This is a genomic window from Photorhabdus thracensis (assembly GCF_001010285.1).
Lineage (GTDB): Bacteria > Pseudomonadota > Gammaproteobacteria > Enterobacterales > Enterobacteriaceae > Photorhabdus > Photorhabdus temperata.
The window spans coordinates 4,494,830-4,517,229 of the sequence record NZ_CP011104.1; the positions used below are offsets into that span (position 1 = coordinate 4,494,830).

A 22,400-nucleotide genomic window follows, 5' to 3' on the forward strand; every position below is an offset into this window, starting at 1 on the left:
TCGATTTCTTTTATATGACTTGCATCACAATGTCAATAAAAAAACAATTAATTTAATTGTAATATTAAAGTGCGTTTGTTATTTTTTTGTTGCGAGAAAGTTAAAAGCGCAAGGTGAGTTTGTTCGGTGGAGGTTATCATGCGCGAAGATAGAAATGCGGTAATGCTGCATATGAATATAATCCAGTCGAAGCGCCGTGCAAAATGGCTCCTCTTCGATTGAAGAGGGTTTTCGAACCGGTAATTTTCGATGATGCTCTATTTTTTGATTTGTTTACCAGCATGTCTACAGAAGCTGAACGGGCTATCAGTGGTTTGTTTCGAGTGTATATTGACGGCATGTTGAGCCCTCAGTACGAGAACGAGGTTTTATTTAATCATCCTCGTGTGGGAGAGACGTTTAAGGACTATGTATCCAGAGCGACTGCTGGAAACAAGTTCGGCATTATTGTGAATGGCGCTGAACAATGGTCCGATCCACTAGCTCGAATGGGGGCTCGCATTTTTGCGCCGATCGTTGAAGCTCAAGGCGCTTGGCGGAGTACGGTTGAGGTGACGCTGTGCAATTAAGGCAACGACACTGAATCAGTGGTTGATACGTAATTGACTGGCTTCTTTCCCACCTTTTTCATGATTTTTTGTCGGATTTGTAAGGTGGCTGTAGGCTATCCAGTTGCCTGATTTTATCTTCTTTTTGGGTATTAGCGGGGGCGGTGATTAAGGCCTTTTTATCCGAAAAATCGTTTCCTGAGTTAGGAGGTGATCGTGGGAACACACCGCTTCTATCACTGTTTAGTCACCTGCTAAGTATGAGACACCGGATTGACTATGATGTAGCACGGATGAAACCATTTCCTCAAAAAGCGAGCTGGTCATGTCGATAGATGAAATGTCTGAGGTTGGCATGATGCTACGTCTCACAAAGACACATCCAAATCCAGACGTGCCAGCTGTTCAAATCCTCTGGAAAGAATAAATCCTATCATGGAGTGCGGGGAATACGGTGCTCTGCCTGATGAGGCGTAATGACATTCGAAAGGTGTCCAATCCTGCTCATCAAAAATATTGGAGACAATGACGAGGTTTTTGGTGTTAACTGTCAAGCGGATTCGATTAATAAGTAATTCTTTATAGAAAATGGATGTATTTCAATCTGGTTTTCCAATTCTTTTTTATTAATTTTTCATCTGGGCTTTTATAAAAATATCATAATAGGATTATTATGTCGGATAAGCGCAGCCTGTTACCAGACTGCGCTTATCCGCTATATATTCATTTTAAAACGAATTAGCGTGATGCACTTATCGTCGGAGCTACCTCAGAATTCTGAAAATAACACACTGATATTATGAAACTCATTCAACATATCGAAATGAAACTGTTTATTATATTAATATTATTAACCGAATTATCAAAGCCGCAATTGCATTGGCAAATAACCTAACTTTTCAAGGCTGTCGAATGATGAAGAAAAAGAGCGCAGATTCTCATTATCGTCCTGGGCTTTTAATATATGTTTTGGATCACATTGTCAATAAAAAATGATTAGTTGTATTGAAGTATTAATATGGGCTTGTTATGTTGTTGTTGCTCAAAAGTTACGAGCGAAAGATGAACTTAACTTCAATGAGAATAAACTTATTCAATGGAGGTTACCATGCAAGAAGACAGCAATGTGGTAATGGAAAACAATGGCGTGGCTGCCGATCAGGTTGAGGCTAATATCGAAGATCTTGGCTTGGAAGTCGTGGAGGACATCCCCCAGATTTCATTGGCCCGCCCTGTTCGTCATATTCGTCGAAGGTAATCTGATGTCTGACGTGATTAAATACAATGCCTTGATTTCAACATTGTCTATGCAGCGCTTGGACCCACTTTATGAACATATTTGCACTCATGAATATTCCAGTTCTGCTTATGAATATGATCCAGTCAAGGCACCGCGCAAAATGGCCCCTCTTCTATTGAAGAGGGTTTTTGAACCATTAATTTTTGATGATGCCCTATTTTTTGATTTGTTCTCCAGCATGTCTGTGGAGGCTGAACGAGCTATCAGTGGCTTGTTCCGGGTATATATCAACGGCATGTTAAGCCCTCAGTACGAGAATGAGGTTTTGTTCAATCAGCCCAATGTGGGAGAAACGTTCAAAGACTATGTATCCAGAGTCACTGGTGGGCACAAGTTTGGCATTATTGTAAATGGCGCTGAACAATGGTCTGATCCACTGGCTCGGATGGGAGCTCGCATTTTTGCACCAGTCGTCGAAGCTCAAGGTGCTTGGCGGAGTACAATTGAAGTGACACTGTTCATCGGCAATTATGGCTACACCCCCTTTGGTATTCATATTGATGATCCTTATTCCTCGGTTGTCCATTTCCATACTGGTCCCACTTCCAAGGAGATGACTCTCTTCAGTCAAGAAGAGTTTCATCGACTAAATGGCGAACGGAAGAACTGTTTCCAGCCAGAACGCTTGGTGCCACATGGCAAGACTTTTGTCATCGAAGCGGGTGATGTCTTTTTGCTTCCACCACATTGGTACCATATTGGCAATACGGATGGTTTCTCAATTGGTGTTGCATTTGCGATATCAAAGTATTCAGCTGCCAAGGTGACTGCAAATACCCTTCAACATGCCATTACCGAAGAACACTTGCGAGGTTCTATTGACGAGGTCGTAGAACGGGCTGAAAAGGACGCGTATTCTCAGGCGGAATGGTTGAGACGAATATGCGCTGAGAATATGGCAAGAGCCTCAAGCCGCCGGCATCTGCGTTATTCTTTCGTTCGTTTCCAGGATGATGCGATCACCCCGGATGCACGTTGGATCCGTGACCCTGATTTTCCGCTAACTACTATTGAGGTGGGCGAGGATTTACTGGTCTTTGTCCGCGGGAACCGCATTCGCCTCGCTCTAAATGAAATCAGTGTCAGATTGCTGAAGGTAATTCCTGACACACCATTCAGTGTGCGTGATCTGTATGTGGAGCTGGGAGGGCTTGTGTCGCTGAATGCACTGCTTGCCATAGTGGGGCAGTTGCGCAGGCTGGGAGGATTGCAGTTTGTCACAGCTATGGACTCAGAACCGGGATGAAGGCGTTGATAAGTTCGCCTTCGCTATCCACATTCTGTGCAATGAATGAGATGAAGTCTTATGGATATTGATGGAAACTGGGCACTCCGACTCTTAGAAGCCTCGGAAGGCCTGAAGTCACCCGTGCATCTGAAGGCAATAATGCCTGGTTATGCTCAGGTTCTGGAGGTGGTGTGCCAGATGTTCACACATTTCTCTCCGTCTGAACAACCTCGTGTACGCTCTTGGGTTGGGGGAGGGCAGCGTTACACCATCACAGATGCTTTGATCTCCTTGGCACCAAGGACTGATCTGACACTGAATCAGCGTTTGGCTATGGCCAATGAAAGTGCTGAGTTCTGTGTCACGTTCAATGGTTTGAGTGCCTGGAGCCCCTTGTTTACTGAGCAGATGCAAAGAAACATGCTGGAGCCCCTGTTCGAGGCCCTCGGATCTGCACCCGACTGCGGTGTTGATTTCTATGCATTCTTCGGTAACTACGGCTACACACCATTTGGTGTCCACGATGATATAGATCAATCCTTGCTCTGGCACCTGGGGCCGACCAGCAAGATTGCCTTCGTGTGGCCTCGTGAGAAGTACATTGAACTAAGCGGGGGAACACTGTCTACAACGAACTACGAGTCGCTTCTGCCACACGCATTACGGTACGAACTGCAACCTGGCGATCTCTTGTTCATTCCCATGGGGGACTTCCACATTCTCGAGACGCAACAATTTTCGGCAACACTGGGACTTACGTTGTTTCCGGACAATGTGCAGCTTGAGAGTTCGGAAGGTCTACGCTTGTTTGCGCCAGATGACAAATCGTTTGTGGCATTGGCGACACAGCCTATTTCTCTACAGGAATTGGCCCAGCTTAGGCGTTTGGCAGTGCGTAGCAACGGCTTCATCATAACGCCCCCGGAATTGAGTACAGTGGCGGTCGTTCAGGCTGATGAAGCAAAGTTGCGTCGCAGCACTTTGTATGCCCCCACATGCTGGCCTTTGTTGCACATGAGACTCGGGAACCGGGAGGCGCTGCTTGTCAGGCGTAGAGTGATCTGGGGCCGTCCCAATGAGCTTTTCGCAACTTTGTGCGAATTGTTGAATTCTGGCGAGCGAATACCCTATGAAACACTGGAGCGTAGTGTTGCCGGAAAAGTCAATCCCGCTGCTGTGGCTGAACTCGTCAGGACGACAGTTCGCTTGGGTGGCCTGATAATTGAGCCCCTGTGAGGACCCTAATGCAATCCATTTTTCAATCTGCCTGGCGGCATAGCATTGCCCGCCTGGCCTCTTTGGACTTTGCCAAGCCACAGGCGATCCCACTTGAACAGTCAGGTAACCACACATATAAATACATTCGTGCAGCGATCCGGGCTTGTGCTCCAATGAGCACCATCGTCATGATTGTAGCTACCGTGCTGAGCGCTGTATGCAATGTTGGTCAATCCTATGTGCTGGGCGGGTTGACCGAGCTCGCCTTGCAAGGTCAACAGGAGCAAGTGGTGATAATGCTTGCCATTATTATCTCACTTTGGGTGGCTGCACCACTGCTGCAAGCTCTTCACAGCCTGGCCTTGTTGTACTCAAGTCAAAACCTGCGTATTGGCGTGACAGATCATCTCACTACCCGGCTGATGCACGCTAAGCCAATGAGTCTGGCGGAGAACTCCGTTGGCAATCTTGTCGAGCGTGTTGAGTTGGCTTCCAACAGCCTGGAAAGTGTTGTGAGTTTGGTGGCGCAGACCGTGGTCAAGTTGTTCTCTGTGGCAATTCTCACAACGTTGGTGTTGGTCAGTGTATCTACGCCTATGGCAATAGCTGCTGGGATATGGATGCTAACAGCCTTACTACTTTCCAGTTATTTAGCCTATACCGGCATGAATATTGTTGAAGATGCCAGCGATGCCCATGCTAAGGTGATAGCAGATCTGGCGGAAATTGTGACCAATGTACCTTTGATCAGGAGCTTTGTTGCTTATCGCTCAGAGCGACATAACTTTAGTCATGCATTGCGACAAGATCTTTATGCTTGTCGACAGGTTCGCAGCTACTGGGTATTTGTTTTGTTGATTGAAAGCACCTATAAATGGTTATTTGGCATCGCCACTTTAGTCTATATTGGTCTGCAATATGAGCAAGGGCAACTGACACTTCCCCAGTTAATCACGACCTGCTCCCTCATCATTGCATTATCCTGGCACTTCGAGTCTGTTGCATTCCATTTCGTCGATATATTTGACTCTTTGGGGATACTGCGGTCCAGCTTGCGAGAACTATCCTCAATTCCGGTGGACATTGAACCAGAAGAGGAATCTTCATCGACATTGCCGGCTCCCGGACAAATTGTATTATCTAAAGTGTACAGCAGTTATGATGCAACATCTGTACTTCGTGATATTAACCTGAGGATTGAACCGGGCACCAAAGTCGGCATTGTGGGGCCATCTGGGTCCGGAAAGTCTACTTTGCTGGCAGTACTGCGTGGTGATGTGGTGCCAGACTCTGGTGTAGTGGAATTGCATGGATTGCCCTTGGACAAGATTTCAGTGAACAGTTTGCATGGCGCGTCGAGCGAAGCTCTGCAATCTGCCTTAATGTTCAACCGGTCTGTGCAGGAAAATGTGACCTATGGATCTTCTGTCTGCACAGTTGAAGAAGTCTCGAGTGCTCTGACAATGGCGCAAGCCATGACATTGGTGGAAGGGTTACCCCAAGGTTTGGATACTCTGGTCGGAGAACGTGGAGCGTCGATCTCCACCGGCGAGCGGCAGCGTTTGAGTGTCGCCCGCGCATTACTCAAGAAATCTCCATTGCTTATTTTTGATGAATCAACATCCTCAGTAGATACCATTTCTGAAGCCCGGATCCTCAATTATTTGCTTGATGAAATACCAGAACGCACAGTGATTGTTGTAACCCACCGTGTTGCGACATTGAGTCGCTTTGATCTGATTGTGGTCATGGAGCAGGGGCAGATTATCGATATGGGGACTCCCGGTGAGTTGGAGATACGCAATAACCTTTTTCAGCGTTTACTACATCGTGACCAAGACCAATTAGTGTCGGAACTGGCGAGAAACGAATCCAAAGGATGAGTGAAATGATGCTGACATCACCTATTCTGCTGAAGGGAGTCACCTTAGACTGGGCTGCTCATTGGCGCTGGACCTGGAAATTCTTTTCAGGGATGCAGGAACAGAAGTTGGCGTTGAGTAATGCAAGTGGGGAGTTCGAAGTTGAAGTTCCGGTGTGTGAATATATTCAGGCCTTGAAAAGCGGCGAAGGAAAGTTGGCCAGCCTGTATGCTTCCGGATGGAGGTTTTTTGAGCAAAACTCAGATATGCTGAAGGACTTTAGTGAACCTGTACAGGTTGTTGATGACCTGTTGCAAAGCATTCCGGAAAAGTTGTTCAAGCCTCTTCTATGGATATTCATAGGCGCTGATTGTTCTGGCACTGCTCTCCATTACGATGCGTTGGAGACACATGCCTGGCTAGCCGTGATTGAGGGGAAGAAACGATTAGCCTTACATCCGCCAGCTTGCTGGGACCATGAGTACGAACAACAGAGAGCTCAGGCCTTACAAGTGCTCGAAAAGCGTTGCGACAAAGGTGTGTGGTACTATCTAGAGGTCAATAAGGGAGATTTGTTATTCATTCCTGCCACTTGGTGGCATGAAGTTGCAAACGAAGGACCAACTATCAGCTTGACCAGAAACTTTGCATCGCCGGAAATTGCTCATCAAGTAGCCAACTGTGCACGAACCCTGGAGTTTCATCAGTTACTTCCCTGGCTGGAAAGAAAGGAAATCCCATGAAAGATCGAGTAAACCTTCGGTACCGTGTTCATCCTGGGCTACGCTACGATCCTGTTGAACCTGGACGCATAGAGATCAGTATTCCCTTTGGAACTAAGCAACTGCGTGCGTCCAGCAAAATAGGATCATTACTGGAACAAATAAAGGCAGAGGTTGTTCTGACTGGAGAAAATATAGTCCAGCGTTTGGGTTCCTCTGTATTTGAAGCTATGGTCAAGTATCACTTTCTGCTGCCGGAAAATGCCAGTGCCGCCTTGGAGGGTGGGCTTTGTATACCTGTTCCAGAGCCAGCGGGTCAGTCAGTTAGTGTCTTTGATCTTAATGAACTCCAGGCCGATGATGCCGTGCTACTGCATGCTCCTATCCTAACCACGACAGGGGGAGAGATATCGGTTGCAGGTGGTGGTCAACGCGTACGCTCCCAACTGGTACAGTGCCTAAGGCACCCTTTGGGTACCGCAGGAAGAGGCGTCTTACTGGATCTTGATTTTGGCACTCAACTGGCTTCAGAACAGCTGCGCTTGTTCGATCTCGGTGATGTTGTATACCGTCCTGGTATGGATAGTGCTACGGATGTTGGTGAACGGCTTGCCTATGTGTGCCGTAATATTGTGGAAAGGGATGCATGTCCAATTATCCTAGGTGGTGACCATGCTCAAGCTTTTCACAGCATAAGCGCTTTAGCTGAACGCTATCCGCGCTTGGGAATATTGCAGTTTGACGCTCATCCTGATTTGTATGCTATGGGGGCACATTGTGATTTGGAACTCAATCATGCCAATGTCATGCACTGGGTTCGTCGTATGCCTCATGTCGCATCAATTTGGCAGATAGGCATTCGTGATTTCTTCCAACAGCCTACTGAGAACCTCCGGTTAGAAGTGGATCCTAATCTCCATGTACTCCCGGCCTTTGAGGCAGAAACAGTGGGTTATGATCGCCTGTTAAGGAACATGGACCGTTCTTTACCCTGGTTTATCAGTTTTGACGTGGATGTGCTGTCTGGTACAGAAGTGCCGCAAACCGCAACCCCTGTATTGGGTGGTCTGAGTTTCTATCCTTTGTTGGCTTGCTTTGAGCGACTACTCAGTGAGTTTCGTGTCATCGGAATGGAATTTGTGGAGATCGGCAATGCCTCGCAAGGCGCCCATGGTGCGGATGCAGTGGCTACTCGGCTACTCAGTCGCTATCTCTTCCATTTGAGTAAGGCAGTGGCAACCAGTCACTGTATCTACTCACCTTTGTATTGAACGTCAGGTATCTGCTACACAAAATATAGTCATTGCATGTATATATATACATGTGATCAACATTACTTTAAAATGATAAGTGCAATACAATAACAAACTGTTACATATTGAGTTATATAACCGTTTGTTTTTACTTTGTTATATTGAATCAAGCTTACATGAGAATGACATGATGACAGTATCTCCCAAACCCAACCTTCAGCTTGTCTACGTATCTGATATCGAACGTTCGACAGCCTTCTACCAGACACTTTTCAATTCTGAACCGGTGTTTTCCAGCCCCCGCTATGTGGCATTTGCTGCCGATGGCGAAGCACTGTTTGCTATTTGGTCTGGTGGAACCAAGCCAGATGCTGCTGTCCCACGTTTCTCTGAGATCGGTATTATGTTGCCATCTCACGAAGATGTAGATCGCCTCTTTGAGGAATGGCGGAAGAACCCCGACATCAAAATCGTGCAGGAACCTTACACTGAAGTCTTTGGCCGTACTTTCCTCGTTGAAGACCCTGACGGTCATATTATTCGGGTATGCCCTTTGGATTAGCAAAAACCGCCGTAAACCCCCGTCTTGTCAGACAGGGTGGGGAGCAGTCACATGTACTTAAAATTGACATTTCACTTGATTGGATTAATGTTAATCACTATGATTCAGTATTAATCGTAATCAATCGCAGTTATAGATAGGGAGTACTCAAGATGGTACAAACTGCAACTAAGGTATTGACCACGCATGTTCCACTTCCGCTGGCCGAGAAGGTTGATCAGATGGCCGCACGGTTGGAACGTTCGCGTGGCTGGATCATGAAGCAGGCACTGTCAGCCTGGCTCGACCAGGAGGAAGAACGTAGCCGACTGACTCGCGAGGCGTTGGCTGACGTGGATGCTGGTCATGTCATCGACCATCAGGCCATTATGGCATGGGCCGATAGCCTTAGTACCGACGAGCCACTGCCGGTACCGCGCTGATGGTGATGGAATTAAAGTGGACTAGCAAGGCTCTCTCCGATCTAACTCGCTTATACGATTTTCTATTACCTGTAAGCAAATAATCGTGCATATCAATATTCCATGAAATAGATTATTTTTCAGAATTGAAAATAATATTTATCCACATCATCTTTATTCCCTATTTCCCACTCTGTTATTTCCATTTAATTAAACACTTTAAAATCTAACAAATTGATAATCAATATAACTATTTCATGTTAGTCATGATAAAAACCACAATTAACCTTTTAATTACACCTATATTTTAATTTTTCTTACTAATCAGAACTTCACTACTAAAAATAGCCGATTAAAAAATAAGACAAGTATGAAAATACACTTTAATTATAATGCATGATTTTTAATTTAATCTTTAAATACAACCAGTTGAATTAATTTAAAATATTTTCGATATTATATTTAACCCCGTAAGTATTGCATTAAATCAATATACATGAGAACTTATTCACCAGCCGACACACGGTGGATTTTAAATATCATTAAATGTGTCACAGCATATTAGATTACTATAAATAGACGTTAATTGATCTCTTCGTCTATCTCATCTTGTTCGGTTATTCAATCAGGTTTGGTGCGGTTTAACGTCAGTTTGCACTTCCTGTCATATATAAAGGTATAAAGGTGCCATGAATACTCAACGTAAGCTTGATAAAGTGAGACCGCCCCGAGTTCAGATTACTTATGATGTTGAATTAGGTGGTGCGGTCGAGAAAAAAGAATTGCCTTTGGTCATTGGTGTCATTGGTCAATTTGCTGAGCAGTCAATTCCTATGCGTGAACGCCGTTTCATGCATATTGATAAAGATAATTTTAATGCAGTAATGGAAGGCATGACACCTTCATTGGAATTACAAGTTGAAAGTGCACTGCCTGGTCAAAGTGGATTTATTAATGTCGATTTGCAATTTAAATCAATGGCGGACTTTACCCCAGAGAATTTGGCGAAGCAGATTGAACCGCTGCGTAATTTGCTGGAGGTTCGCAGCAAATTAAGCGATCTGAAAGGCCGTGCATTGAGCAATGAAAAATTGCGTGACCGTCTGGCGGAAATTCTTGCTGAACATGCGGACAAATTACCGCAAGTAAATAATGAAGAGACAGAAACGCCAGCCACAGAAAATACGGCGGATGATGTCACTCCTGAAAATAACAATGCACAGTGAGGAAAACATGGAACAGAGCGTTGTTGAACAGCAAGAATTGAAAACGCTGGAAACAAGCGGTGATTTTCTTGATCAGATTATTAATAACACCCAAGCTATTCGTCGGGAAGCCGATCGTGATCGGGTCAAAAGCCAGCTCGACCAGTTTCTGGCCGAAGTAACGTCAGGTTCGCTGGTGGTTTCTGGTGATTTAGTAAACAGCATTGAAGAGCGTATTGCCGCGATTGACGCGCTAATGTCCGCTCAACTGAGCCTAGTGTTGCATCACCCGGAATTCCAGCGTCTGGAATCGTCCTGGGTAGGGCTAAAAGGATTACTCGACCAGAGTGAAACTGATAATACCCAGATCCGCATGTTGAACGCGACAAAAACCGATTTGATTAAGGACTTTAAATCGGCATCTGATTTCGATCAGTCAATGTTGTTTAAGAATGTTTACGAGTATGAGTATGGCACCTTTGGTGGTGAACCCTACTCAGCATTTGTCGGTGATTTTGACTTTGATAACAGCCCGGAAGATCTTTACTTATTGGAGCAGATTTCCCATGTGGCAGCAGCAGCCCATGCACCGTTTATCAGTTCAGCCAACGCAGGCATGTTGGGTCTGAATGATTTTGGTGAACTGCCACGTCCACGCGATTTGTCCAAACTGTTTGAAACATCCGATTATCTGCGCTGGAAGCGTTTCCGGGAATCTGATGACTCCCGCTATGTTGGCTTGACTTTACCGCGGGTGATTGGCCGTTTACCTTACGGGGCAAAAACTATCCCGGTTGAACAATTCTGTTTCGAAGAACAGGTAAAAGAAGGGGACAGCAGCAGTTATCTGTGGATTAACGCCGCTTATGCACTGGCAGGCCGTATGGTGTCTGCATTTGAACAATATGGCTGGTGCGCGGCGATTCGTGGTGTGGAAGGCGGGGGATTGGTAGAAGCATTGCCGACCCATCATTACGCCTCTGTGTCCGGTGAAAAGATGCTGCAATGCCCGACTGAGGTGGCTATTTCTGATCGCCGTGAAAGAGAGTTAGCGGAATTAGGGTTCATTCCTCTGGTTTATTATAAGGGTACTGACTATGCCGCTTTTTTCTCGGTGCAGTCGCCTAACAAACCGCGGAAATATAATTCTGACCTGGCAAATGCCAACGCAAAATTATCGACACAATTGCAATACATTATGACGACTTCTCGTTTCGCCCATTATTTGAAAATGATCGTGCGTGACAAAGTGGGTAGTTTTATGTCCTGCGGAGAATGTCAGTCTTATCTGCAAAGTTGGATCAACCAATATATTGTTGGTTCTGATACTGTCGGCGCAGAAATTAAAGCCAGTCATCCATTGCGCGAGGCAAGGGTTGATGTTGTTGAAGTTCCAGGAGCACCTGGAACATATCGAGCGGTAGCTTATTTAAGGCCACATTTCCAATTGGAAGGATTAAGTATGTCTTTACGGCTGGTTGCTGATTTACCGCCGTCATCGGCGGCTTGATTATTCTATTTATTAAGATTTGTCCTATTTATTTTTATTTATTACAACTAACTGGAGCAGTTAATTATGAGTTCTTCAATTTTTTTACAAATCGATGGTATTAAAGGTGAGAGTACCGACAGCAAGCATAAAGACTGGATTGAGCTGGAGCATGTCAACTTTGGTGCGTTCAACCACGCACGCATCGCAGACAGTGGTAAACGTAAGATTACCGTTGGTGCAGCGGGTTTCCGTACCATTGACTGTGTGAAGGTGATGGACATCAGTTCTATCAAATTGTTGTCCGCAGTGGCGCAGGGTACGGCGATTAAGAAAGTGAAACTGGAAATCTGTACGATTTTCAAAGGGGAAATGCACCCTTACGCGGAAGTTGAGATGGACGAATGTATTATCTCCGATGTCCATGAAACCTGTTCACGCGGTGGTGAATTTCCACAAGAGCAGTTTTCTATCACCTATTCCAAAATTAAATGGACATTCACTCCACTCAGCCCAGATGGAACCAAAGGCAGCAAAGCAGGTCCAGAAGGTTGGGATCTTATTGAGAACAAGAAACAGTAACTTTGACTGTTTACTGCCGGCCTTTGGCCGGCGGTTTCTGCCCGGAAAGATATTATGATTCAGCCCTCATTTCTCCATCGTCTGAAAGACGATTACCCACAAGATGAAAAACGTGGTGTAACGTTGAACTGGTCACGTCAGGAAGTTGTACAAAGCCTGATTTCCGATTTGAGTATGCTGTTTTCATCAAGACCGATCTCTGCAATTTCACCATTATTTGGGGAGTTGCCGAAATCAGTTTTAAATTATGGTGTTTCCGATGTCATTAATGTGGATATTTCCGATGATGAACGTATTGATGCACTGAGTAATAATATTTACCAAGCTATTTCCTGGTTCGAACCACGCTTGAAAAATGTCGTTATTACATTACAGAAGAATACGCCGGAGAATATTACTTTCTGGGTGAATGGAGACTTTTTCAATGAACAGGTGGTGTTTTCTATTTCATGGAGCAGTACCGCATATACCTATTCAATTTCATGGGATAAATAATAATAAACAATATGATGCTATTACCACAGAAAATACTGACTTATTACAACCGGGAATTAAATTATTTAAGACAATATGGCGCTGCGTTTTCTCAGCGTTTTCCTAAAATAGCCAAACGGCTTGGATTCGCGGAGGGCGTTTCGGAAGATCCGCATGTAGAACGTCTGGTGGAATCTTTTGCTTTTCTGACGGCAAAAATCCATCAACGTATTGATGAGGATATGCCGGAGCTAAGTAACGCAATGTTGGAAGTGCTGGCACCGCAGTTTTTGCGTCAGGTACCGTCGGTATCGCTGGTGCAGTTTCAACAGGATCCGCAGACATCCGGCGTTACCGGGATGATGTCGGTAGCACGGCATACGTCATTGATTTCTCAGCCGGTAGATGATGTGGCATGTCATTTCCGTACAGTATATCCACTGGAAATGTTGCCGTTGGATTTAACACACGCGGAGCTGACGCCGGACCCTTACGACCGGGATTTTATCTTAACGTTGAATTTTACGTTGTGGCCAGGCGCCAGTTTTCAGGCTCGCCATATCCGTTTGTACTTACATGGTGCACCAGTGCTGACTCACAGCTTGTATGAATTGCTTTCGGCACAAGTTAAGCAACTGGAATGCCGGTTGGGTGAGCGTACATTCAGCATGAATAGTCGGGATATTCAAGTGGTGGGTTTTGACCCACAAGACAACTTGTGTGCCGATGATTTATTGATCAATCCGGTTCACCACTTGTTCCGCGATTATTTCAGTTTTCCTGAAAGATTTTTATTTCTGGATATTCCGTTACCTGATGCCGGCTTGATCTCCAGTTCATCAGACGGGTTGCAATATCGTTTCCGGCTTAAGGATTGCATAGCGTTGCGTCGTATTGAACGTATGAGTGATAAAGTGAGCAACGAAACCTTTCGGTTGAATTGCGTACCCATCGTCAATCTGTTTCCTCATCAGGCGGAGCCGATTATTCCACTGGAAACCGAGCATGAATACCTGGTTCAGCCGGATGCACGTCGTCCACAAAGCATGGAAGTTTATACCATCAATCAGGTTGAGGTTGTCAGCCGTCAGCAGGAACAATTGAGTTCCAGACCAATGCCGTCGTTATTTGGCATTGAACATACACAATATGACGAGCCGATTCCGTTGTTCTGGCAGGCGTCATCGCGCCCCTCACTAAGACATGACGACACAGGGATGAATATGTTCATCGGTTTTTCTGATAGTCGCGGCGAACATCTGAAACCAGAAACCGATGTGGTGATACTGAGTCTGACCTGTACCAACCGCGATGTACCACAGCAGTTGAGTAACGGTCATCCTGATGGGGATTTCGAATCAGAAAGTGCCTTGCCAGGTGTGAAAATTCTGGGATTGATCCGCCCCCGATTGCCGGTACGTCCACAACCAAGTTGTGCGTTGAACTGGCGGCTGGTGTCGCAACTCAATTTGAACCAAATGTTACTGAGTGGTCCGCAGGGAGTTCAGTGCTTAAAAGAAACGCTGGAACTCTACAACCTGATCAGTGATCCGGCCATATCGAGGTTGATTGCACAGTTACAGCAGATTGCTATTGCGCCGGTAAGTGCACGCTTAAACCCCGCCGACCCTTATTCTCTGGCGCGGGGACTGGAGGTAACGCTGATCTTTCAGGCACAGGCGGGCGAATTTGTCGATTTTTATCTGTATTGCAGTCTGTTGGAACGTTTTATCGCTATGTATGCGCCAATTAACAGCTTCACGCAAACTGTCACACAGTTAGAGACGGTCAATAATAGTACGCGTCGCTGGCCACGCCGCAGCGGGAAACTGACATGGCTTTAGCAAGCAATAATGCAGAAAACAAGGTGCGTTTGGCGGGCGGTCGTTTTTATCAGAATGTACGCCGGTTGCTTAAACGTCATCGTCAGAGTGAAGAAACAGTGATCATCCCTGATGATGTGGTGCAATTCAGTTCTGTACCAACACTGGAGGCACCGGAAAGGGAAGTAGAATCCCTGATGCCTCCTCAAGAGGGGTATGAACAATATCGCATGGCGGTACATCATTTTGGCCTGTTAGGGACTTTTGGGGCATTACCGTTGCGCTATACCGAATGGCTGATCGACAGGCGTTATCGCTATGGTGATGAATCAGATCAGGCGTTTATTGATATTTTTACCCACCGGCTGCTTAGTTTACGTTTTCAGGCATGGCAGAAATACCGGTTATACGTCAATGCAGAACTGCAAGGCTCTCAGGCACTGCCGGCAGTCATTGCCGCGGCAGCCGGACAATTGACCGAGAGCGAGACCCAACGCACTCATCCTGCTTGTATTGGGTTACTGGCGACACCGGTTCGTACAATGGTGAACTTACAACATCTGTTGCAGCGGGAATTTAACATGCCGGTCATCATTAATCCCTTTAAAGGGCGCTGGCAATATGCCGAACAGGCACATTGTTGTTGCCTGGGCCGCAGTTTGTTGGGTGATAACCCGATGTTGGGTCATGCTTATTGGGATATCCAGTCAGGGTTTCATATTCAGCTGGGGCCATTTGCTGCCTGGCAACACGCCGCTTTTATGCCGGGAAATGAACAACATCGCAAATTGACGCAGTGGGTGTGGCAATTTGCCGGGCCGCTGCTCTCTTTTTCGCTGGAATTACTAGTGCAGCATAGTGGGCAGGGCAATATGTTAAATGGCAGCCGCCGATTGGGGTGGGATGGTTGTTTAGGGAATACTGGAGATAGCAATATTCAGCGTGTTTATTTGGCTGAATGTGCGAATCCTTACGCGGTTTGAATAAAAAATGCAGGTAAAAATATGCTGTTAGGGCAAAAAAATCGTTTTTTACAGGTTATCGGTAGCCTGTCGAATATTGTGGCGCTGAGTAAAATCGAAGGTGAAGAACACCTGTCTCAGCCTTATTCATTTTCTGTTCAGCTCTATTCCAGCGCAGACTGGGACAAGCTGGAGCCTTATATTGGTAAACCACTGGCATTTCGTATTGGTGAAGCGCCAAATTACCGTATTGTGCATGGCATATTGACTGAATTACAGCAACAAGGTTTTACCGACGGCCAGTTTTGTTATCAGGCACGCATTGAACCGTGGCTGAAAATGCTGACGTTAACCCGCAATCTGCGTGTTTATCAGCGCATCAGTGTGCCGGATATGGTATGCGATATTTTCCGTAAACGTGGGTTTAACGACGTTGAACTGGCGTTAAAAAGCCATTATCCGAAGCTTGAATATTGTATGCAATACAAGGAATCGGATTTTGACTTTGTGACGCGCCAGCTGGAACAGGCGGGTATTTTCTATTTCTTCCGCCATGAAGAGGGGCGTCATGTACTGGTGTTGGCTGATCACCCCTCAACGTTTACTAATGCGCCTTTAGCCGTATTGCCGTATCAATCGAAGATCGGCGATCAGCAAGGGTATGGGCTACGCGCCTGGCATATTCATCGCATGATTATCCCAGGTTCCGTGGAAATGAATGGTTATAACGTTAAAAACGCCGCGGCAGTCAGCGCCAGTGCCAAAGCGAACAGCGGCTATTCCGTCAACCCCAAGCTTTCTATCTATGACGACCGACGTCAGGAGGAGCATAATCAACTAGAGGCACAGGCGGCGTTGTGCATGGAACAGTGGGAATCACAGTCACATTACGCGCGTGCCGTTAACAGTTATCCCGGTTTACAAGTTGGGCATCAATTTACGCTGAAAGGACACGTCAGTGCCGATGGTCGGTATGCGGTGGGCCACCAGCAATTAAAAGCGGAAAGTAACCTGGAAGAAGGCGGATTACTGTTTTCGTCGCAAGTCGCTTTATTTCCGGCGAATAAAGTATTTCGCCCACGACCTTCTGTCATCCGGCCCTATATTTCCGGTGTGTTGTCTGCGCTGGTTGTCGGTCCGTCGTCAGAAGAGATCCATACCGATGCGCAAGGGCGTATCAAGATCCAGTTTCACTGGGATAAAGAACACAAAAAAAATGATGACAGTTCTTGCTGGGTACGAGTGAGCCAATTCTGGAATGGCGCAAAGTTTGGGGCGCAATTTGTACCACGTGTGGGTAGTGAAGTACTGGTGAGTTTTGTTGACGGCGACCCGGATAGTCCGTTGGTAACCGGAACGGTTTATAACGGAGTGAAGATGCCCCCGTTTGCGCTACCAGGGCAGAAAACGCAAAGCGGCATTGCCACGCGCAGTAGCGCAAAAGGCACAGTGGAGCAAGGGCATCAGCTTTGTTTCGAAGATAAAAAAGGGGGAGAATTTATTTTACTTCATTCACAAAAAGATATGCGTCTGAAAGTAAAGAATGATTTTTCAGCGCAAATTGATCGCAACGCGCAATGGGAAATCGAAGAAAAACGCGATACCCAAATTAAAAAGGGCAATGACACGTTAATCCTGAGTGAAGGTAGCGCGTTAACCGAGGTAAAAAAAGGCGATAAGAAGCAAACGCTGGATCGCGGCAATTTCACTACTACCGTTAGCGCAGGTAATTACGCGCTGAAAGTATCCAGAGGCAACGCTAAAATTAATGTTGGTCAGAAATGCACTATTACCGCAAGTCAGGGGATTGAGTTGAAAGTCGGTGCCAGCAAATTATCGATTACCCCAGCAGGAATTACCATTAAAGCGCCGTCTGTCACGGTAGAAGGCTCAGGAAAACTGGCGTTAAAGAGCAGTGGCATAGCGGAACTCACTGGGACCACGGTAAAAGTAGCAGGCAGCGCAATGGCACAATTAAAAGGCGGCATTGTTCAGGTGGATGCTACCGGCATTGCTATGGTGAAAGGGATCTTGACCAAGATTGGTTAATGCAGGATCAAAGAATAACAAGAGCTTAGAACAATGGTTAAATTACGACACTGCCAGCTTTCGCCACAGGCGGAATTGGTATTACAGCAACATGCCGTACACGAACAGAATTTATCGGCGCTCAATAAGGAAATGTTGTGGCAAGACGCGGTGTTCTACACCATTTTCATGTTGCCGTATGCTCAGGCTTTGGAACTGGCATTGACATTTATCTCCCGCGTTTACGAACGAGACTTGATGCAAGAGCAGCGCTTATTGCTGCAACAAGTACGGCGCTGGCGCGCTAATGGCGGTGATCCACTGCGTCATGAGCTGTTCGAACAGGCACAGATTGTGGGGTTTGATAACCCGATTTCCTGTCTGGTGCTTTCAGTTTTCTGGAGTGAAGGCAGCATGACAACACCTGATCTGGAAGCAGTCTATCCGCAACCGTGGCAATCACTTGCGACACTGGCAGATACGTTGTGTCTGATCCTGCATGTCTATGGCGAACAACCGGAACAGCAAGCGCTGTACGTTGAGCAATTTTTTCAACTGGCACACAGTCAACTGAAGCAATTGCCACTGTCACAGGATCAGGGCCGCAAAAACTATCTGTACCATGAAGCTACGTTATAAGGAGAACAATGATGCCAATGCCAGCAGCCCGTGTGGGTGATATGCATATTTGTCCAATGATGTCGCCGGCGGTACCACCAATACCCCATGTGGGCGGACCCATTATGCCGCCAGGCGTACCGACTGTGCTGATTGGTGGTTTACCAGCAGCAACAATGGGATCACTGTTGGTGTGTGTCGGACCGCCGGATACGGTGGTGATGGGCAGCCCGACAGTGTTGATTGGTGGGAGACCCGCGGCCAGACTTGGTGATCTGTGCGCGCATGGCGGCACAATTACCACAGGTTACCCGCTGGTGATTATTGCCTGAAATGGAAATCACTGTGAATTTAGCACAAACAGATATCGCCCGTTTTTTACATCCCATTTCTGCTGATAAACCGGCAGGATGTGATATCGAATACGAACCTATTTTTGAACAAATAAATGCGGCACGCGAAACCGATGAGGAGTTTCTCCAGGACGATACATGGGGATGTGAAACCCGTCAGGCTGATTGGATGCAGGTTTCAGCGTTATGTCAGGAAGTACTGGAAAAACACAGTAAAGACTTACAGATAGCGTGTTGGCTAACCCAGGCACAAGGGGAGCTGTATGGTTTGGAAGGTATTGCCGGTGGTATCACGTTACTGACCCGCTTGTTGGAAACTTTTTGGCCGGTACTTTATCCGCCTCTGGATGATGATGGAGAAAACAGTGCGGATGCCCGTCTTGGCCGCTTGAGTTGGCTGGATAAACAGCTGGCGAAACAGTTGGACAATCTGACACTGACTGATGATGACAAATTGAGCCTGAATGTCTGGCAACGGGTGCAATATTTTGAACAACGTATCGCAGTTAATAGTGAATTACGTGCTCCTCTGATCAGTGATGGCTATTTTGGTATCGCTGAATGTGACGACAGTATTCGCACCACACCCGCCGGGCGGTTTAACCGGTTACTGGAACAGGCCGAACAGGTCCGCGACGCACTGGAAGCATTGCAGCAAATCATGCTGGGTTTATTGCCAACATCCGGCAACAGTATGAGCGCCAGTACGCAGCATCTGCAAAGTTTGGTGGCATTAATCGAACGTTTTCGTGAAATTGTTGCTCCGGGATCAGCTCAGAAACACAGCAGTGAAGAGACCGTGCCAGGAGGAAAAGAGTCAAACGGCATTAACACGACTTTTTTGGCGGAAGGTCGGACGCATCATGAAATGCGCGCTATTGCCATTGAGCAAATGATCAACATCGCCAATTATTTTCGACAGAATGAACCTACCAGCCCAGTGCCATATTTAATGGAGCGGGCAGCACGTTGGGCGAATATGGGAATGGCCGAATGGCTGGAGGAAATGATGGAAGATAATTCCTCCGCGCTACAAGAAATTATGCGCGTAATAAAAGGGCCGGATAAAAACAGAGGGCAAAATGAATAATATAAATTTTTATAATGTCATTAAACGCAGCTTTTTAATATTAACAGTAATTTTTCTAATAAGTGGTTGTAGTGATTCCATTTCCAATAATGAAAAACGCTTGCAGGCAATTGAACAGGCTAAACCGGTTTATGCCAATAATGCCATTCGTTTAAAAATGACTGCCGATGCGCAACTGAATATTTTTAATAATATACCGAATAGTTGCACGATATTAATTGCTCAGGTGGAAAAACGCGAACAACTGGATAAATTACTGGCTAATCCGGTGTTGTTACGTAATTTATTTGCCGGCACCGGTGCGACAGAACAGATATTACAGCTAGATAATTATGTGATGATACCGGGGCAATCTGTCTCTTTACATATTGATAGAGCAGAACAGGCACGTTATATCGCATTGATTGCCGGTTATTACCCTGCACCAAATAGCACTCATGTACGTGTGTTATCACTACCGTTGCGTCTTGAGACGCACGGTTGGTGGAATAAATCCTGGAATGCTGAATTTATTCCCATGAATGTTGAGTTGATGTTAGGGCGTTATGCCATTACCCGCAGTGATTTCTCCGCAGGCAACGCTGGGGATGAGGTGATTTACCCCGGACAAACGGCCGGCTCCGGCAATGACAGAAATCCATTGAGGAAGTAACGTCATGTTTGAATATAAACCGATGTATTGGTATTCAGGATTGTATTTACAGCCGCAGCACTTTCAGGCGCATGAGCTGCAACATGAATACTGGCAAGGACGTTATCAGTTACTGACTCAACCTTATGCGTTTGGTGTGGTGAAGTTGGCGTTCAATCTGGCTGCGCTAAGTGATGAAGTGCTCAGTGTTCATAACGCAGCGTTCATTTTTCCCGACGGTTGTTATGTGGATTGTGGTGTCAATGGTGTACTCAGTGCCCGATCATTACGTGATTGCTGGCTGGTACGCGAAAAACCGCAGCGCATTTATGTCGGCTTGCGTATGTTCAGCCACAATCAGAGTAACGTCACCGGTATCACCGATAGCGGAAGTGTCGGTAATATTACCAGCCGTTGGGTGACATGGCCGCAAGAACAGCGTATGCGGGATGCCTTTGGTGAGGGGCCGGAAGCAGAAGTACAACAACTTACCTATAACTTACGTTTTTTCCTGCACGATGAGATTGCACAAGCAACGGGTTATACCCTGTTGCCAGTGGGTCAATTGCACAGTACCGGTGACGGCATTGAGTTGGATAACCGCTATCTGCCGCCATGTTTGACGCTATACGCTACGCCACAACTGGGGCAACGCATTGAGCAACTGTGCCAGGAGCTGACCGGGCGTGTCCATCAATTGGAAGAATTAAAACGTCCACAAACGCTGGAAGGGGAAGTTTATACCCAGGAAAAAAGCACACTATTGCTGACGTTGCGTACTCTGGCTCGCTATGTCGTGCAGTTACATCATTTTCAGGAGGCGCGGGATGTTCATCCCTTACAGATTTTTGGGCTATTGCGCCAATTGATCAGCGAGCTTTCCTGTTTTACCGACCGTTGCTCTTTTTTAGGGCAGTGGAACGGGCAGGAAGAAATGCTGGAAAAATATCAGCATCTGAATTTGGCCCTGACTCTCGATAGTTGTGAACGGATAATTACTGATCTGCTCAATGCATTGGTGCTGGAACCGAATACGGTTATTCCTTTGCAACAGGAAAGTCGCGGTTATTATCATGCCGTGTTTAATGTTGCGGGAGCCAGTGAACAGCAGCGGGTTTATCTGGTGCTGCATTCTGACAGCTTTACCCATAGCGAACGTGAAATTCCTGACGATCGTTTGATTAAGCTGGCCGCGGCGGAACAGATCGACGGCATTATTAATCGCGCTTTGCCTGGTGTACGTTTGTATTACCAGGAAATTGCGCCGCATGGTTTACCTAACCGGACAAATACACGTTATTTCCGGGTAGAAAATCGCGGTGCGCTGTGGCGGCAGGTAGAAGAGAGTGAGTGTGTGGCGGTGCACTGGGCTGATGCGCCAGACGATTTGCAGATAGAGATCGTTATAGTGAGAGCATCATGATGCGTTTGTTAGATTGTTATATTCCGGTATTCACTTGTGTGCTGCGCATGATTCAACAGCAGGTGAATCATGCCGAAGAGTTGCGGCAAACACTGTTAGCCGCGCTGACGCAGGCACAAAATAAAGCGCGCCTGCATGGTTATGGATTGCAGGATATCGAAGAGGCAAACTTCGCTGTGGTGGTTTGGGCAGATGAAGCCATTCTGTGTGCAGGTCAAAAAGAATTGAGTGTTTGGCGACAATCATCATTGCAGGCAGAGCTTTATGATGCCGAGCTTGGTGGAAATACGTTTTTTGATCGTCTTGCCGCGTTGGTGCCGGATAATTACCAGGTTCGTCTAGTCTATGTTTTTTGTCTGCTTTCTGGGTTTTATGGTCGTTATGGCAAACATGACAATCTGGAATTGCATAATATTATCCAGCAGGAATTAGAGAATCTTCCTGATACTTTGCGTCGTTATATTTCTTTAGAAAATCATCGGCTAATGAATACATGCGATAATCTTCTGGAAAATAGACGATCCAATAATAAATGGCACGTTAAATTAATATTATTAATGTTATCTATTACATTAATTTATATTTTCATCAACGTCTATTTATTGAATATTGGCCGATAAATTCGGAA

23 protein-coding genes and 1 pseudogene are annotated in these 22,400 nt (G+C 46.2%); 23 read left to right on the top strand and 1 reads right to left on the bottom strand.

The window, feature by feature from the left end:
• Positions 1 to 203: 203 nt before the first annotated feature.
• Positions 204 to 569, top strand: a complete 366-nt coding sequence (locus VY86_RS19605) for a hypothetical protein (RefSeq protein WP_046976213.1) — start codon at positions 204 to 206, stop codon at positions 567 to 569.
• Positions 570 to 916: 347 nt separating this feature from the next.
• Here the strand turns inward: VY86_RS19605 and VY86_RS24970 are convergent, their stop codons facing one another.
• Entirely contained in the window at positions 917 to 1,102 is a 186-nt protein-coding gene (locus VY86_RS24970; protein ID WP_158019991.1) for a KH domain-containing protein, read from the bottom strand.
• 554 nt (positions 1,103 to 1,656) lie between these two features.
• On the opposite strand from VY86_RS24970, the gene VY86_RS24975 reads away from it, so the two are divergent.
• The 22 genes and pseudogenes from VY86_RS24975 (at position 1,657) to VY86_RS19705 (ending at position 22,392) form a co-directional block, all read left to right on the top strand.
• Positions 1,657 to 1,806 (top strand): hypothetical protein, encoded by a 150-nt coding sequence (locus VY86_RS24975; RefSeq protein ID WP_158019992.1) that lies wholly within the window; start codon positions 1,657 to 1,659, stop codon positions 1,804 to 1,806.
• Between the two features lie 142 nt (positions 1,807 to 1,948).
• Complete coding sequence (locus VY86_RS19610) at positions 1,949 to 3,094, top strand: cupin domain-containing protein (protein WP_158019993.1); 1,146 nt, start codon at positions 1,949 to 1,951, stop codon at positions 3,092 to 3,094.
• Between the two features lie 60 nt (positions 3,095 to 3,154).
• Complete coding sequence (locus tag VY86_RS19615; RefSeq protein ID WP_046976215.1) at positions 3,155 to 4,312, top strand: cupin domain-containing protein; 1,158 nt, start codon at positions 3,155 to 3,157, stop codon at positions 4,310 to 4,312.
• Positions 4,313 to 4,320: 8 nt separating this feature from the next.
• Complete coding sequence (locus VY86_RS19620) at positions 4,321 to 6,177, top strand: ABC transporter ATP-binding protein (RefSeq protein ID WP_046976216.1); 1,857 nt, start codon at positions 4,321 to 4,323, stop codon at positions 6,175 to 6,177.
• A gap of 5 nt (positions 6,178 to 6,182) precedes the next feature.
• Complete coding sequence (locus VY86_RS19625; protein ID WP_046976217.1) at positions 6,183 to 6,899, top strand: cupin-like domain-containing protein; 717 nt, start codon at positions 6,183 to 6,185, stop codon at positions 6,897 to 6,899.
• Complete coding sequence (locus VY86_RS19630; RefSeq protein WP_046976218.1) at positions 6,896 to 8,149, top strand: arginase family protein; 1,254 nt, start codon at positions 6,896 to 6,898, stop codon at positions 8,147 to 8,149. Before VY86_RS19625 ends, VY86_RS19630 begins: the two co-directional genes overlap by 4 nt.
• 79 nt (positions 8,150 to 8,228) lie before the next feature.
• Positions 8,229 to 8,693: a VOC family protein gene (locus VY86_RS19635; RefSeq protein ID WP_238591505.1), complete on the top strand. Its 465-nt coding sequence runs from the start codon at positions 8,229 to 8,231 to the stop codon at positions 8,691 to 8,693.
• A gap of 152 nt (positions 8,694 to 8,845) precedes the next feature.
• The gene (locus VY86_RS19640; protein ID WP_046976219.1) at positions 8,846 to 9,115 is read left to right on the top strand and encodes a CopG family ribbon-helix-helix protein; all 270 of its coding nucleotides are present in this window, start codon (positions 8,846 to 8,848) and stop codon (positions 9,113 to 9,115) included.
• A 5-nt stretch (positions 9,116 to 9,120) separates the two neighbouring features.
• A pseudogene (locus VY86_RS24980) lies at positions 9,121 to 9,195 on the top strand (type II toxin-antitoxin system RelE/ParE family toxin); the annotation flags it as partial.
• A 588-nt stretch (positions 9,196 to 9,783) separates the two neighbouring features.
• On the top strand, positions 9,784 to 10,320 hold the full coding sequence (gene tssB / locus VY86_RS19645; protein WP_046976220.1) for a type VI secretion system contractile sheath small subunit: 537 nt from the start codon (positions 9,784 to 9,786) through the stop codon (positions 10,318 to 10,320).
• A 7-nt stretch (positions 10,321 to 10,327) separates the two neighbouring features.
• Positions 10,328 to 11,809 (top strand): type VI secretion system contractile sheath large subunit, encoded by a 1,482-nt coding sequence (gene tssC, locus VY86_RS19650; protein ID WP_046976989.1) that lies wholly within the window; start codon positions 10,328 to 10,330, stop codon positions 11,807 to 11,809.
• 66 nt (positions 11,810 to 11,875) lie between these two features.
• On the top strand, positions 11,876 to 12,370 hold the full coding sequence (locus tag VY86_RS19655; RefSeq protein WP_036839875.1) for an Hcp family type VI secretion system effector: 495 nt from the start codon (positions 11,876 to 11,878) through the stop codon (positions 12,368 to 12,370).
• Positions 12,371 to 12,424: 54 nt separating this feature from the next.
• Positions 12,425 to 12,865, top strand: a complete 441-nt coding sequence (tssE, locus tag VY86_RS19660) for a type VI secretion system baseplate subunit TssE (RefSeq protein ID WP_046976221.1) — start codon at positions 12,425 to 12,427, stop codon at positions 12,863 to 12,865.
• 11 nt (positions 12,866 to 12,876) lie between these two features.
• On the top strand, positions 12,877 to 14,688 hold the full coding sequence (gene tssF / locus VY86_RS19665) for a type VI secretion system baseplate subunit TssF (protein WP_046976222.1): 1,812 nt from the start codon (positions 12,877 to 12,879) through the stop codon (positions 14,686 to 14,688).
• Positions 14,679 to 15,650 (top strand): type VI secretion system baseplate subunit TssG, encoded by a 972-nt coding sequence (gene tssG, locus VY86_RS19670; RefSeq protein ID WP_046976223.1) that lies wholly within the window; start codon positions 14,679 to 14,681, stop codon positions 15,648 to 15,650. The genes tssF and tssG overlap by 10 nt, the downstream gene beginning before the upstream one ends.
• Positions 15,651 to 15,671: 21 nt before the next feature.
• On the top strand, positions 15,672 to 17,678 hold the full coding sequence (locus tag VY86_RS19675; protein WP_046976224.1) for a type VI secretion system Vgr family protein: 2,007 nt from the start codon (positions 15,672 to 15,674) through the stop codon (positions 17,676 to 17,678).
• 33 nt (positions 17,679 to 17,711) lie between these two features.
• Positions 17,712 to 18,296 (top strand): DUF6931 family protein, encoded by a 585-nt coding sequence (locus VY86_RS19680; RefSeq protein ID WP_046976225.1) that lies wholly within the window; start codon positions 17,712 to 17,714, stop codon positions 18,294 to 18,296.
• A gap of 11 nt (positions 18,297 to 18,307) precedes the next feature.
• Positions 18,308 to 18,607: a PAAR domain-containing protein gene (locus tag VY86_RS19685; RefSeq protein ID WP_021323682.1), complete on the top strand. Its 300-nt coding sequence runs from the start codon at positions 18,308 to 18,310 to the stop codon at positions 18,605 to 18,607.
• A gap of 13 nt (positions 18,608 to 18,620) precedes the next feature.
• Entirely contained in the window at positions 18,621 to 19,718 is a 1,098-nt protein-coding gene (gene tssA, locus VY86_RS19690; protein WP_046976990.1) for a type VI secretion system protein TssA, read from the top strand.
• The gene (locus tag VY86_RS19695) at positions 19,711 to 20,370 is read left to right on the top strand and encodes a type VI secretion lipoprotein TssJ (RefSeq protein ID WP_046976226.1); all 660 of its coding nucleotides are present in this window, start codon (positions 19,711 to 19,713) and stop codon (positions 20,368 to 20,370) included. Before tssA ends, VY86_RS19695 begins: the two co-directional genes overlap by 8 nt.
• 4 nt (positions 20,371 to 20,374) lie before the next feature.
• Positions 20,375 to 21,772: a type VI secretion system baseplate subunit TssK gene (tssK, locus tag VY86_RS19700; protein ID WP_046976227.1), complete on the top strand. Its 1,398-nt coding sequence runs from the start codon at positions 20,375 to 20,377 to the stop codon at positions 21,770 to 21,772.
• A complete protein-coding gene (locus VY86_RS19705; protein ID WP_046976228.1) occupies positions 21,769 to 22,392 on the top strand; it encodes a DotU/TssL family secretion system protein in 624 nt (207 codons plus the stop codon). Before tssK ends, VY86_RS19705 begins: the two co-directional genes overlap by 4 nt.
• The last annotated feature ends 8 nt before the right edge of the window (positions 22,393 to 22,400 follow it).